The following is a 12,828-nucleotide window of genomic DNA, read 5'->3' as shown; positions in this document are numbered from 1 at the left end:
AAGAGGTGCGTAATGGAACAGAATAAAAGCGTCAATGCATTGATTATCCTGGATGGATGGGGGGCCCTGACGGAAAAAAAAGGCAATGCCGTTCTCCAGGCCCGGATGCCTTTTTTAAATGAGCTGGAAACCCGGTACCCGGTGACCCGCCTCTCCTGCTTCGGTGATGCCGTGGGACTTCCGGACGGTGTCATGGGAAATTCCGAGGTAGGACACATGAACATTGGTGCCGGAAGAAAGGTTTACCAGGATCTGGTTAGCATCAACCATGCCATCACCGACAAGACCTTCTTTTCCAACCCAGCCCTGTCCCATGCCATGGACCATGCAGGGAGGAATAAAAAGACGCTGCATCTTTTAGGACTGCTCTCCGATGGGGGCGTGCACAGCCATATCAGACATCTCCTGGCCCTCATTGACATGGCCTGGGACAAGGGTATAACCGATGTTGCCGTCCATGCCATCCTTGATGGCAGGGACACCTCCCCCCAAAGCGGTATCACCTTTGTAAAAAAGCTTCAAGCCCACCTTGGGCAAAAAGGCGTGGGGCGCATTGCTTCCCTTTGCGGACGATTTTATGCCATGGACAGAGACACCCGGTGGGAACGGATTCAAAAAGCCTACGATCTCTACACCAAGGCAAAGGGAGCCTTGTTTTCAGATCCCGTTGAGGCCATGGAATCGGCCTACCAGGCGGGGCAGACAGATGAGTTTATCCAACCCATTCACATCACCTGCGAACCTAAAGTATCTCCTGGCACCTTCCGGGATGGAGACAGCCTGATTTTCTTCAATTTCCGGGCCGATCGTGCCAGGGAGATCACCCGGGCACTCACCGAAAATGATTTCACGGGATTTCATCGACAGGAAATTCCGACCATGGCATCCTTTGTGTCCATGACCCAGTATGATGAAACCTTTACCGTTAAGGTGGCCTTTCCCCCACGGCACCTGACCCATATTCTGGGTGAAGAAATCAGTGAGCACAGTCTGACCCAACTCAGGATTGCAGAAACAGAAAAGTATGCCCATGTCACCTACTTCTTCAACGGTGGCAATGAAACGATTTTTCCGGGCGAAGAACGCATCCTGGTGCCTTCCCCCCGGGAGGTGGAAACCTATGATCAAAAACCGGAAATGAGCGCAAACAAGGTGGCCCAACAAGCCTGTGAACGTATCGCATCCGGCGACATTGACTTCATGGTATTAAATTTTGCCAATATGGACATGGTGGGACACACCGGGGTTCTGTCAGCCGCCATCACGGCCTGCGAAACCGTGGACCAGTGTGTCAAAATGGTGGTCCGGGAAATCTGGAAATCCGGTGGGACTGCCATGATCACAGCCGACCATGGCAATGCCGAACAGATGCTTCATGCCGATGGCTCCCCCCACACGGCCCATACCTTGAACCCGGTCAAATTCATCCTGGCAGGGGAAAATTACCGGAACACCGCTTTAAAAGAAGGCATTCTCGGCGATATTGCCCCCACGGCCCTGAAGGTGTTAAATCTTCCCGTCCCCGGGGAAATGACCGGCACCCCCCTGTTCTGATATCACAAACCCAGGGGGAACCCTCACCCTTCCGGGCAGTAGTGGAGGGGGAAAGCCATCTATCCAATCCAATCCAAGGAGGTCCCATGGAAGACATTCTCATTGATTACATCACCGGTAAACCTGTTCCCGACGTGGGAGCCGAAGGCAGTCGCCAGCTGTTTGAAAAAATTCTGGTGGACATCAAGGGGTTTTCAAAACAGGAAATCCGGGTGGACGAACCCATCACCGTTACCTTCCAGGGCCAGCCCTACCATTCCACCCTTGATCTGGTTGTATTCTGTGAAGATCAGCCCTTCATGGCGGTGCGATGCATTGCAGGTTCCCTTGGCTCCTATGAGCGGGAAATTCTTGCCGGAGCCAGGCTTGTGTATGATCACCAGATCCCCTTTTCGGTTTCCACCAACGGCATAGATGCCCTGGTAAGAGATGTTATCACCGGCAAACCTGCAGGAGAGGGCATGGATGCCGTTCCCACAAGACAATGGGCCGTTGAACATTTACAAACCATGGAAAAACAATCCTTTCCTGAAAAGAAAAAGGAGCGGGAAATGATTCTGTTCCGCTCCTATAATATTGAAAAAGATGAAAATGAGTGCGACCAGTAGAGGGGGTCAGAACCATCCCTTTCGTTTGAAAAAAACAAGCAGAGCACCGGCCAACACAACAAGCACACCCCAGAAAACAAAATAACTGTATTTATAATGCAGCTCCGGCAGGTATTCAAAATTGGTTCCATAGATGCCGGCAATGAAGGTAAGAGGAATGAAAATGGCGGCAAATATGGTCAGTACCTTCATGATGTCGTTCATGCGGTTTGCCATCACCGAATTATAGATATTAAGCTGGTCCGTCAAAAGATCCCGGTAGGTATCAATGGCTTCCGTGGCCTGATTAATCAGGTCCTGGAGATCTTTTAGAAAGGGAATGGTCTGTTCTGCAAACAGCTGACTGTCAATGCGAGACATATGAAGAATGGCTTCCCTGGCCGGACGGATAGACTTGCTCAAATAATTGATTTCCCGCTTGAACCCATTAATTTTTTCCATAATGGACGGGCACTGCCCAAAGAGCACCTCTTCTTCAATGTCTTCAATCTTCTCTCCGATGAGCTCAATGGTGTAGATGTAATTGTCCACCACCGTGTCCAGAAGGGCATAGGCAAGATAATCCGTCCCGGAAGCCCTGATCCGGGACTTGTTTCTTCTGATCCTCTCCCGGACAGGATCAAAAACATCTCCGGGCTGTTCCTGGAAAGTCAGCAGAAAATTTTCCCCGAGCACCACGCTCAATTGCTCGTTTATTATCATTTCAGAGTCCTCATCATACCGAATCATCTTCAATACAATGAAAATATAGAGGTCAAACTCTTCAATTTTGGGTCGCTGTCCCGTGTTCAAGATATCCTCCATTACCAGGGGATGCAGGTCAAATACCTGTCCCACATCCTTGATAATTTCGGTGTCATGAAGGCCATTTATATTGAGCCATGTGACAGTATCCGTTTTTTTTAAATGCGAACCATCTTTGATGTCTGACAGTTCCTTCTCCGCCAGGCTCCCGGCATCGTAATCAATTACCCGGATTTGGACTGAATCCGTTTTTTTCTGCCCAATGAAGATTAACGAACCGGGACTTTGGCCTTTGCTCTGATGACGCTTCTTTAGAAAACGTGCCATGGGAGTGAGCCTCCTTTGGAACCCTGGTGGATACAGCGGGACTTGTGTTGGGGTCAGGCTTGGGATCTTAACTATTTTATTATAAATAATATCAAGCCTGGTCCCGTTGATCCACCCATTTTCATGGCTGGCCAAGGTTGTGACAAGCCCCTTGTTTTAAATGATTATCCCCTGGGAACGTCTTTACCGCAATGCTTGCAGACAGTGGCCCTATTTTTTATGATCTCGGCACAAAAAGGACATTCCCTTGTATAATGACGGGCATGTATTGCCTTTACCGCCTCGGCGGTGGCCTCCTGGAGCAGTGGTGAGGGAAATTTATGATTGACAATGTGCTCAATGGCCTCTGTGTCTGCCAGTTCCCCCACCATTTCAGCAGCTTTATGTCTTACCCTTGCAGGTTTAAGGGGGTCCAAAAGCACTTTAAGAATTTCATCCCAATCTTTGGACATATAAAAATCCGTCAACATGGAAAATCCCACCTTTAACGCCTCTTTTTGGGCATTCCTTGCCACCAGAGCCTCGGTGTCCAGTTTCTGACCGGTCCCACCCATGGGACTGAACACCGGCATATAATCGAAATGATCATTTCCAGGCTGATTGATGCAGCGGTAGGAAGCGTGATACTCCATGGTTTCCTTTAAATCTTCCCACCCTTTTTTATAGCTGGGACACTCATCATTAAAACACACAAACAAATATGGGGTTCCCCATCCCAGGCCGTCACTGAAATTTATTTCAGGAACTTCCCAGAGATCCATCTCAATATTGCAATGAGGACAGCAGGGCTTTGGCATATCCAGAATTTTCTGGAGCACTTCCTCTTTGGTTTCAAAAGCCATATTAAATCTCCTTTTTATATAACACACGCGTCCTGACGGACACAACGAAACATGAAAATACGATACAGATAACCACAATACAGGCTGAAAAATTCAGATTAGAAGCTAAGACCCGGGGGCTACATTGTCAATGAAGCAGCAAAGGGAACAAGTTTGATTCCGGACTTGGTCGCAGGGCGCATTCTCCAGATAAAACATAGAAAAATCAAAAATCCGACTTGAACAGATCTTCTGATTCCGTCAAAACTTTAGAGCTGGGGGTAACCTTTGTGGGGACCGTTCCCTCCTTGAAACACTCAAAAAGCGTTTCAGCAGAGGCGGCATTGGGTAAAAGCCCTGAAGCAGCATCAATTTTTGCAAATACAACGCCTTCGGGGGCATTAAAGGTACGAATGGGCTTGCCCTCCAGCACACCGGCCATGTACCCCAGCCATATGGGGCTTGCCGTGCGGGAGCCTGTCTCTCCTTTTCCCAGGGGGGCTTCATTGTCAAATCCCACCCAAACGCCGGTGACATACTCCGGGGTATAACCAAGAAACCAGGCATCATGAAGGTTATTGGTGGTACCGGTTTTGCCGGCAGCCGGGCGTTTCAGGGCCTTGACCCGCCATCCGGTGCCCGAGGTCACCGCGCTTTCCAGAATACTTGTCATTATATAGGCCGTACTCATATCAATGACTTTTTCCCTTTTGAGCGCCGCCTGCTCAATGATATTGCCGTCCCGATCCAGAATTTTGGTAATAAAAAGCGGTTCAATGCGATACCCCTGGTTGGCAAAAACTGTGTAGGCCCCCACGATTTCCAGAAGAGACGTCCCGGAAGAACCAAGGGAGATGGAAAGATCCCTGGCAATGGGGGAGGTGATACCAAGCCGCTTTGCATAATCGAGCACATAATCAATGCCAATATCCTGGACAATTTTCACCGTCACCACATTTCGTGACTTGACAAGGGCATGACGAAACAGGGTGGGACCATGGAAGGTATCTTTATAGTTGTGGGGCTTCCATGTGAAATCTTTCTTGGCATCGGTGAACACCACAGGAGAATCAATAATTACGCTTGCGGCCGTATAGCCTTTGTCAAGGGCCGCCGAATAGATAATGGGCTTAAAACTTGAACCTGGCTGACGGCGTGACTGGATGGCCCGGTTAAACTGGGAATCTTTATAGTCTCTTCCCCCGATCATGGCCTTTACAAGCCCGGTGCCGGTTTCTATACTCAGCAAAGCAGCCTGGGCAAGGGGCTCCTGCTCCAGAGAAAACACCCAGCGCTTAGCTTTTTCATCCAAGGTAACCACCCGGACGGTGATAACATCCCCGGGGGAAAACACCTGTTCTGGACGGCTGATTTTCTTCTGCCAGGGGGCCAGCTTTATGTTGGGGGTTCTTGCCCATTGAATGTCTTTTACGGGTATAATTCCATTAAAATCTCCCACCCGGACCAGGGTATTTCTACTCTTTTTTTCAAATCCCGTGACCACTCCCTGGTACACAGCATCAGGTACCGGGGTTTCCTTGTGCATTTCAGCCGCAGCGGCCCGGCAATAGGGTTCAATGGCATCCGGTGCCAGGGTTTTAATGGGCCCCCGGAAACCCTGACGTCGATCGAGTTCCACAAGGCCCTTTTGCACCTCTTGACGGGCAATTTTCTGATACTCTATATCCACGGCGGTGTATATCTGAAGCCCCTGCTCGTAAAGGGCGTCTTCACCATATTTTTTAACCACATATCGTCGGACATGCTCCGTGTAGCAGGGCACCTTTTCAATGAACCAGTTTTTCCGGGGCTGAATATCCAGAGATTTATTGATGGCCTCGGTGGCGGCCACATTGTCAATGTAGCCATCCTCTTTCATACGGTTAAGCACATAAATCTGTCTCTGACGGGCACGGTCATAATGACGGAATGGTGAATATTTGCTGGGGGCCTGGGGAAGACCTGCCAGCATGGAAGATTCGGCAAGATCAAGATCCTTTGCATGCTTGCCAAAATAATTTTCCGCAGCTGCTTCCACGCCATAGGCCCCATGCCCCAGATAAATCTGGTTGAGATAGAGAAACAAAATCTCATCCTTGGAAAAATGGCGGTCAATGCGATGGGCCAGAATAGCTTCCTTTACCTTGCGTTCATAGGTACGCTCCGGGGTGAGAAAAAAAGATTTAGTCACCTGCTGGGTGATGGTACTTCCTCCCTGGACAATGGCTCCTGCCTTTACGTTTTTAAAAAAAGCCCTCAGGATGCCGACAAAATCCACTCCGCCATGCTCCCGAAACCGGGAATCCTCAGCGGCAATAAAGGCATTTTTCAAGTGTTGAGGCATTTCATTCAACGGAATAACAATACGTCGTTCCCGAAAAAATTCGCCTATTTTTCTGCCGTCATCGGCAAATACCGTTGTCACCGTGGCTGGACGGTAATCCTTTAAACTGTTTATCTGGGGCAAATCCTTGCTGATATAAAAATAAAATCCAGCCCCGGCGGCGCACACAAGTACGCCTGTGGAAAATACAAGTATCAACATCCATTTGAACAGGGTGGCAAAGAGACCGGAGGGACTCTTTTTTTCACGCTGCTTTCGTATTTGTGAGGCAGATCTGTCTGGTCTGATTTTGTCTGTATCTGTCATTGATCCCTGCTGTTTTAATAGATATTATATTCAAGTTTTTAATTCAAAGAGCTTGGCCATTAAGATGGGTCACGCGTCAAAATTGACGGGCCAACGGGGTCAGGCTTGTGTTATTGCGTCTTTTGACAACCGCCTGTGTTTCAGAAAATTTTAACAAAAGCCGCAATAACGCAAGCCTGACCCCACCGCAAAGTGTCCCATGTTGTGAGCAAGCCCTATTTTAATTTTGGCGTATGCCGGATCTTAAATCCATTGTGAGTACTTATCAGATAAAAAAGACCATGGCAAGCAGGGAACCTTGGATGATGGTTGGGTTATGGCATGGATAACGCTGCCTTTGGGAAATTAAGGAATTCAGTCTCTTTTCCCCCTGTAAAAAAACCATGAATCCAGCCCACCAAGCCTATGGAAACCGCTTGCAGAATATGAAAAAAGTTTGACATCTTCCGGGTAAAAAGTTAAGAATAAAGGTTTTATGAACCAGAATAAAGGAGAGACTCTGATGATAGAGCTTGATTTCAAAAAAACCGGTGGTCTTATCCCTGCCATTGCCCAGGATTTTGAAACAGGTGACGTCCTGATGCTGGCATACATGAATGAGGCATCATGGAAAGAAACCCTTGCTTCGGGCATGGCCACTTATTACAGTCGATCACGCCAATCTCTGTGGAAAAAGGGTGAAACATCCGGTCACGAGCAAATTGTCAAGGAGATCCGAATTGACTGCGATAACGACACGGTGCTGCTAAAGGTGGAGCAGAAGGGAGGGGCAGCCTGTCATAAAGGGTATCGCAGCTGTTTTTTTAGAAAAATAAGTGATAAAGACACCATTGAGATTGTCGAACCCATCATATTTGATCCCAAAAAGGTATATAAATAATGAAAAACATTCTAAAACTGGGCATTCCCAAGGGAAGCCTTCAGGAGGCCACTGTGGCCCTTTTTCGTCGCAGCGGCTGGAAAATCAACATAAACGGCAGAAGTTATTTTCCGGACATCAATGATGATTCCATTGAGTGCGCATTGTGCCGCGCCCAAGAGATGTCCATTAATGTGGAAAGCGGTGTCATTGATGCCGGCCTGACAGGAAAGGACTGGATTGCAGAGCACCAGTCCGATGTCCATGTGGTGTCCGACCTTGTCTATTCCAAGGTCAGTGCCAGACCTGCACGGTGGGTTGTTGCCGTTGCCGGAGATTCCCCCATGAAGGCCCTGGAAGACCTCCAGGGCAAAACCATTTCCACGGAACTGGTTCAGTTCACCCGTCGTTTTTTCAAGAAACGTAACATTGATGTCAATGTCAAATTTTCCTGGGGGGCCACCGAGGCGAAAATTGTTTCAGGCCTTGCCGATGCCATTGTGGAAATCACCGAAACCGAAAGCACCATCCGGGCACATAATCTCAAGGTGATTCACGAAATCATGCAGACCAACACCCAGCTTATTGCCAACAAAAAAGCTTGGGAAAATCCGGTAAAACGAAAAAAAATTGAACAGATTGCCCTGCTCCTCCAGAGTGCCCTTGTGGCAGATAAACTTGTGGGACTTAAAATGAATGTCCCGGAAGACAAAATGGAAAAAATAATTGCCCTGCTGCCCAGCCTAAATGGGCCCACCGTGGCATCCATTTACCAGTCAAACTGGTTCTCCGTTGAGAGTATTGTGGACGCCGGTGTCACCAGAGATCTTATTCCGGAACTCATCCGGGAAGGTGCAGAAGGCATAATTGAATACCCCCTGAACAAGGTACTGTAAAAATGAAACCCATCAAGGCGGCCCGGAGAACCCGGGAAATTACCCCGTTTATTGTCATGGAAATTCTTGAAAAAATTCATGAAATGGAACGAAACGGTATAAATGTGATTCACATGGAAGTGGGAGAACCCGACTGCAACATCCCGGAATGTGTTCAGACTGCCACAGCTAGGGCGTTCTCCTGCAATGAAACCGGGTATACCCACAGCCTGGGGGATATCCGCCTGCGCCGGGCCATTGGGGATCATTACCAAGAGCGATATGGTGTGACTGTGGACCCCGGCAGAATCATTATTTCATCGGGCACATCCCCCGCCATGCTCATGCTTTTTTCCGCCCTGCTCAACCCCGGCGATGAGGTCATTATTTCAGACCCCCACTATGCCTGTTATCCCAATTTCATCCGCTTTGCCCAGGGGGTACCGGTGAACGTTCCGGTGTTTGAGAGCCAGGGGTTTCAGTACACCCCCGAAGCCATTGAGGAAAAAATCACAGACAAAACAAGGGCCATCCTGATAAACTCACCATCCAACCCCACAGGCCAGGTCATCAGCCTTGATCGCATGAGACAGATCCATGACCTGGCCGAAAAAAGAGACATCTGCATTATCTCCGATGAAATTTACCACGGCCTGGTTTACGAAGGCGGAGAACACTCCATTCTGGAGATCACTGATGACGCTTTTGTGTTCAACGGATTTTCCAAACGCTTTGCCATGACCGGCCTGCGCCTGGGATATCTCATTGCACCGGAATATTTCATCCGCCCCCTGCAGATTCTTCAGCAAAATTTTTTCATCTCGGCCAATTCGTTGATGCAGATTGCCGGCGCAGCTGCCCTGACAGATGCCCATGAAGAAACCCGGGCCATGAAAGAAAAGTACGATGAACGCCGCAAATACATGATAAAACGCATCAAGGCCATGGGCCTTGGAATATCAGTGGAACCCACAGGCGCTTTTTATGTATTTGCCAATGCAAAACACATCTCCATGGACTCCTATGCCCTGGCCTTTGACATCCTTGACAAGGCTCATGTGGGTGTGACCCCGGGCATTGACTTTGGTGCCAACGGTGAAGGATATCTTCGCTTTTCCTATGCCAATTCCATGGAAAATTTAAAAGAGGGACTGGATCGCCTGGAGACCTATTTCAAGGAATCCTCATGATTATCAAACAGGCCGAATTCATTAAAAGCGCCACCAAACCCGCCCAGTTCACGGAACCTGTTTTTCCGGAAATTGCCTTTGCCGGAAGATCCAATGTGGGCAAATCCTCACTGATCAACACCCTGGTGAACCGTAAAAACCTGGTTAAAACCAGCTCAAAGCCGGGGTGTACCCAGTTGATAAATTTTTTTACCATCAACGAAGGAATCTCCTTTGTGGATCTGCCGGGATATGGGTATGCCAAGGTTTCCAAAACCGTTCGGGCCCAGTGGGGCCCCATGGTGGACAAATACCTTTCCGTCAGAAACAATCTCATGGGGGTAATCCTGCTCATTGATATCAGAAGAGATCCCGGCAAAGAAGAGTTTGAATTGATGGACTGGTTTGGAAAACGTCATATTCCCTTTCTTACTGTCCTGACCAAGGCCGACAAACTATCCCGAACCAAACAGCAGCAGCGCCTGGCAATTTTAAGTCGTAAACTGGAAAGACAAAGGGAGGCGCTCATTGCCTTTTCATCCAAAACCAGACAGGGAAAAGACATTGTCCTCAACGAAATAACCGCCCTTATCTCCCCTGAGTCCCCGAAAGAAGAAGGCCTTGCAGAACCTTTGTCATCCCAGACCATTCCCGGGGAATCTTGCAGAACAGAACAAGGAGACACAAATGGAAACAGCTGAAAACAGCGATTTCAGATCGGGGTTCATTGCCATTATCGGTGCCCCCAATGCTGGCAAGTCCACCCTGTTAAACCAGATCATCGGCCAGAAAATATCCATCACCTCAAAAAAACCCCAGACCACCAGAGACAGGATACTGGGGGTGGTGGAACGTCCCCAGGCCCAGATGGTGTTCATGGATACCCCGGGGATTCATAAAGCCAGCTCACTTCTCAATCGCAAAATTGTGGATCAGGCCCTTGCCGCCGTTCAGGATGTGGATGCCATTCTTCTTTTGGTGGATGTCACCTCCGGCAAAAAAGAATCCCATACCCTCATCATTGAACAACTTGCAAAAACGGGCAAACCGATTCTTCTGGCGCTTAACAAAATTGACCGTATTGAAAAAAACAGGGTACTGCCACTCATTGAAAAATATTCCCCCCTGCTAGATTTCAAGGCAATTATCCCCATATCCGCAAAAAATGGCACCCACATGGACGCGCTGCTTTCCGAACTTGAGGGGCATCTGCCCAGGGGAGCCCGGCTTTTTCCCGAAGACACCCTGACGGACATGACAGAAAAATTCATTGCAGGGGAAATGATCCGGGAAAAAATATTTCGACTGACCGGCATGGAAATCCCCTACTCCATTGCCGTGTCTGTGGATTCTTTCAAGGTAGAAAAAAGCCTCATCGAAATCCATGCCAGTATCCATGTGGACAGAAATTCACAGAAGGGCATTATCATCGGCAAGGGGGGTGCCATGCTCAAGAAAATCGGTACCCAGGCCAGAAAAGACATTGAGCGTATGACCGGCTTAAAGGTACTGTTGAAACTCTTTGTAAAGGTGAATAAAAACTGGAGCCAAAATGAAAAGGCTCTGAAGGAATTCGGGTATTAATTTATGATGGACATGTCCTACTTCTTTTCCCAAGATGAGACCTTGCTCAAAAAAGAAAAGAGCAAGGCAAGGGAACTGCGAAACAGCCAGTGGTGGAAGCGAAAGAGATCCCAGGGCGTCTGCTATTATTGTGGACAAACCTTCCCTCCAAAGACCCTGACCATGGATCACATCGTCCCCATGGCCAGGGGGGGGAAATCCGTCAAGGGAAATGTGGTTGCCTGCTGCAAGGGCTGCAACTCAAAAAAGAAACAGATGCTGCCGCTGGAGTGGGAAGCATACATGAAAAGCCTTTCTGTTCCAGAAACCCGTTATCAATAAAGGCTTTTTTTGCCCTCCCTTTTCGTCTTCTACCCGAAAAAAAAGAAAGGCTTGGTCACAACATGGCCCACTTTGGTTTGGGCTTGGGTAGCCACCAATGTTGTGATCAGGCCTGAAAAACACAGCCCCACAGCCCTGAAAAGCGCAATGGAATAAGCCATGGGACGCAACTGCAACTGCTATTTTTTGCGATTACACAACCGATGCACCGTCTGAGCATGCCATTCCCCGCGACCGGAAAATGTGGGCTGATTAATCTCCACCAGATATTTTGCAACCTGATCAAATGTGGCACCCTTTTCACGCATACTCTCAATGATCTGCATCACTTTTTCCCGGGGCAGAATGCCATCAACGACATCAGTCGGGGCCGCAGCCACAGGCTCATGGGTTATAATCGGCTGCTGTACCGCCCTTGCCTTATCAGCTCGGGGACGCTTGATGACTTTAATTTCTTTTTTAGCCTGCTTTGTTCCGGTAACACGGGGCATTTTTTTGGAAGGTTCAGATTTGGAAGAATCTACTTTTTTAATAAAAGCCCTTTTCTCCGGCACCGGTTTTTCCCGGGAGATAATTTTGGATTCCTGGAGAAAAAGATCTGAAGGGTCCTCCTGGGACAGATGCTCCACAGGCAGATCATTTTCACATGGCGATGATCCCATTACAGATTCCCCATGCCCTTGTCTGATATCTCGCACACCTTTATGAAAAGGGGCATCTGTATTGCCGATATTTTCTTTTTCACAGCAGTCTGTCGGCATACCCGGTTCAACCGGATATGTCCCGGAGACGTGCTCCCGATCTGGAGTGGAATAATCCTGGAATCTTTCCCCCGCCATGGCGGTGGAGCGAAGATATTCTAGAATTTCTTCCAGGGCATCGGCTTTTCGTTCCTCTATGAGAATTCGTCTCTGCTGTATATCCACAAGCCGCTCCTGGTTTTTCAGAAAACCATCAAGCACATCCAACGCCCTTTCTGCAAAATCATCATTCAGCACGGGAATATCCATCTCCTGTACTGGGTATTTTGCAGGAGAATTGCTTCTGGTAACACGTTTCACATTACCGCCCCGGGGATTTTGATACCCTCCCGGATAGTTGGGGGGCTGGTTATAATGTGGGCTTGTATTATTGTCAACGCCACGCCTGGTTTTGGGGGTGCGTTTATCCTTCTGTCCTCCCCTGAGGCTCTGAAGAAAATCGTTCATATAAAAACTCTCCTTACTTCTTTTTTTACGCGACGCGATACGCCGTTTTTTTCTGTGTTCATTAACGATATCTAAATAGATTTTTTATTTTAAGAGATGTGGTACCAA

At 48.4% G+C, this 12,828-nt stretch carries 12 protein-coding genes; 8 read left to right on the top strand and 4 right to left on the bottom strand.

All coding sequences use genetic code 11. The features are described from left to right. The first annotated feature begins 12 nt into the window (after positions 1 to 12). Entirely contained in the window at positions 13 to 1,554 is a 1,542-nt protein-coding gene (gpmI, locus tag ACYQ2M_RS11935) for a 2,3-bisphosphoglycerate-independent phosphoglycerate mutase (protein ID WP_459916575.1), read from the top strand. An 86-nt stretch (positions 1,555 to 1,640) separates the two neighbouring features. Beyond that, a complete protein-coding gene (locus tag ACYQ2M_RS11930; RefSeq protein ID WP_459916574.1) occupies positions 1,641 to 2,162 on the top strand; it encodes a type I restriction enzyme HsdR N-terminal domain-containing protein in 522 nt (173 codons plus the stop codon). A 6-nt stretch (positions 2,163 to 2,168) separates the two neighbouring features. Here ACYQ2M_RS11930 and corA read toward each other — a convergent pair whose 3' ends face one another. The 3 genes from corA to ACYQ2M_RS11915 all read right to left on the bottom strand — a co-directional run bounded on the left by corA (position 2,169) and on the right by ACYQ2M_RS11915 (position 6,704). Next, complete coding sequence (corA, locus tag ACYQ2M_RS11925; protein WP_459916573.1) at positions 2,169 to 3,233, bottom strand: magnesium/cobalt transporter CorA; 1,065 nt, start codon at positions 3,231 to 3,233, stop codon at positions 2,169 to 2,171. Positions 3,234 to 3,397: 164 nt separating this feature from the next. Next, positions 3,398 to 4,075, bottom strand: a complete 678-nt coding sequence (locus tag ACYQ2M_RS11920; protein WP_459916572.1) for a zinc ribbon domain-containing protein — start codon at positions 4,073 to 4,075, stop codon at positions 3,398 to 3,400. A gap of 205 nt (positions 4,076 to 4,280) precedes the next feature. After that, the gene (locus ACYQ2M_RS11915; RefSeq protein ID WP_459916571.1) at positions 4,281 to 6,704 is read right to left on the bottom strand and encodes a penicillin-binding protein 1A; all 2,424 of its coding nucleotides are present in this window, start codon (positions 6,702 to 6,704) and stop codon (positions 4,281 to 4,283) included. A gap of 502 nt (positions 6,705 to 7,206) precedes the next feature. Between ACYQ2M_RS11915 and hisI the strand changes: the two genes are divergently transcribed. From hisI to ACYQ2M_RS11885, 6 genes are read left to right on the top strand one after another with little or no spacing between them, the layout of a single operon-like run. Beyond that, the gene (gene hisI / locus ACYQ2M_RS11910) at positions 7,207 to 7,584 is read left to right on the top strand and encodes a phosphoribosyl-AMP cyclohydrolase (RefSeq protein ID WP_459916570.1); all 378 of its coding nucleotides are present in this window, start codon (positions 7,207 to 7,209) and stop codon (positions 7,582 to 7,584) included. Then, positions 7,584 to 8,459: an ATP phosphoribosyltransferase gene (gene hisG / locus ACYQ2M_RS11905; RefSeq protein ID WP_459916569.1), complete on the top strand. Its 876-nt coding sequence runs from the start codon at positions 7,584 to 7,586 to the stop codon at positions 8,457 to 8,459. The genes hisI and hisG overlap by 1 nt, the downstream gene beginning before the upstream one ends. 2 nt (positions 8,460 to 8,461) lie before the next feature. Next, complete coding sequence (locus tag ACYQ2M_RS11900; protein WP_459916568.1) at positions 8,462 to 9,628, top strand: pyridoxal phosphate-dependent aminotransferase; 1,167 nt, start codon at positions 8,462 to 8,464, stop codon at positions 9,626 to 9,628. Continuing rightward, positions 9,625 to 10,308 (top strand): ribosome biogenesis GTP-binding protein YihA/YsxC, encoded by a 684-nt coding sequence (gene yihA, locus ACYQ2M_RS11895; RefSeq protein ID WP_459916567.1) that lies wholly within the window; start codon positions 9,625 to 9,627, stop codon positions 10,306 to 10,308. Before ACYQ2M_RS11900 ends, yihA begins: the two co-directional genes overlap by 4 nt. After that, positions 10,295 to 11,191, top strand: a complete 897-nt coding sequence (gene era, locus ACYQ2M_RS11890; protein WP_459916566.1) for a GTPase Era — start codon at positions 10,295 to 10,297, stop codon at positions 11,189 to 11,191. Before yihA ends, era begins: the two co-directional genes overlap by 14 nt. 3 nt (positions 11,192 to 11,194) lie before the next feature. Next, entirely contained in the window at positions 11,195 to 11,512 is a 318-nt protein-coding gene (locus ACYQ2M_RS11885; protein ID WP_459916565.1) for an HNH endonuclease, read from the top strand. 179 nt (positions 11,513 to 11,691) lie between these two features. Here the strand turns inward: ACYQ2M_RS11885 and ACYQ2M_RS11880 are convergent, their stop codons facing one another. Next, positions 11,692 to 12,720 carry a hypothetical protein gene (locus ACYQ2M_RS11880; RefSeq protein WP_459916564.1) on the bottom strand — a complete coding sequence of 343 codons (1,029 nt, stop codon included), beginning with the start codon at positions 12,718 to 12,720 and terminating at the stop codon, positions 11,692 to 11,694. Between the last annotated feature and the right edge of the window lie 108 nt (positions 12,721 to 12,828).

The sequence above is a fragment of the Desulfocicer niacini genome (genome assembly GCF_054657595.1).
Note: the sequence above shows the minus strand (reverse complement) of the source record. Positions and strands in the feature narration are given on the sequence as shown.

Bases quoted from the DNA above. Each gene is read 5' to 3' on its own strand.
- gpmI (WP_459916575.1), top strand. From the start codon at position 13: ATGGAACAGAATAAAAGCGTCAATGCATTGATTATCCTGGATGGATGG.
- ACYQ2M_RS11930 (WP_459916574.1), top strand. From the start codon at position 1,641: ATGGAAGACATTCTCATTGATTACATCACCGGTAAACCTGTTCCCGAC.
- corA (WP_459916573.1), bottom strand. From the start codon at position 3,233: ATGGCACGTTTTCTAAAGAAGCGTCATCAGAGCAAAGGCCAAAGTCCC.
- ACYQ2M_RS11920 (WP_459916572.1), bottom strand. From the start codon at position 4,075: ATGGCTTTTGAAACCAAAGAGGAAGTGCTCCAGAAAATTCTGGATATG.
- ACYQ2M_RS11915 (WP_459916571.1), bottom strand. From the start codon at position 6,704: ATGACAGATACAGACAAAATCAGACCAGACAGATCTGCCTCACAAATA.
- hisI (WP_459916570.1), top strand. From the start codon at position 7,207: ATGATAGAGCTTGATTTCAAAAAAACCGGTGGTCTTATCCCTGCCATT.
- hisG (WP_459916569.1), top strand. From the start codon at position 7,584: ATGAAAAACATTCTAAAACTGGGCATTCCCAAGGGAAGCCTTCAGGAG.
- ACYQ2M_RS11900 (WP_459916568.1), top strand. From the start codon at position 8,462: ATGAAACCCATCAAGGCGGCCCGGAGAACCCGGGAAATTACCCCGTTT.
- yihA (WP_459916567.1), top strand. From the start codon at position 9,625: ATGATTATCAAACAGGCCGAATTCATTAAAAGCGCCACCAAACCCGCC.
- era (WP_459916566.1), top strand. From the start codon at position 10,295: ATGGAAACAGCTGAAAACAGCGATTTCAGATCGGGGTTCATTGCCATT.
- ACYQ2M_RS11885 (WP_459916565.1), top strand. From the start codon at position 11,195: ATGATGGACATGTCCTACTTCTTTTCCCAAGATGAGACCTTGCTCAAA.
- ACYQ2M_RS11880 (WP_459916564.1), bottom strand. From the start codon at position 12,720: ATGAACGATTTTCTTCAGAGCCTCAGGGGAGGACAGAAGGATAAACGC.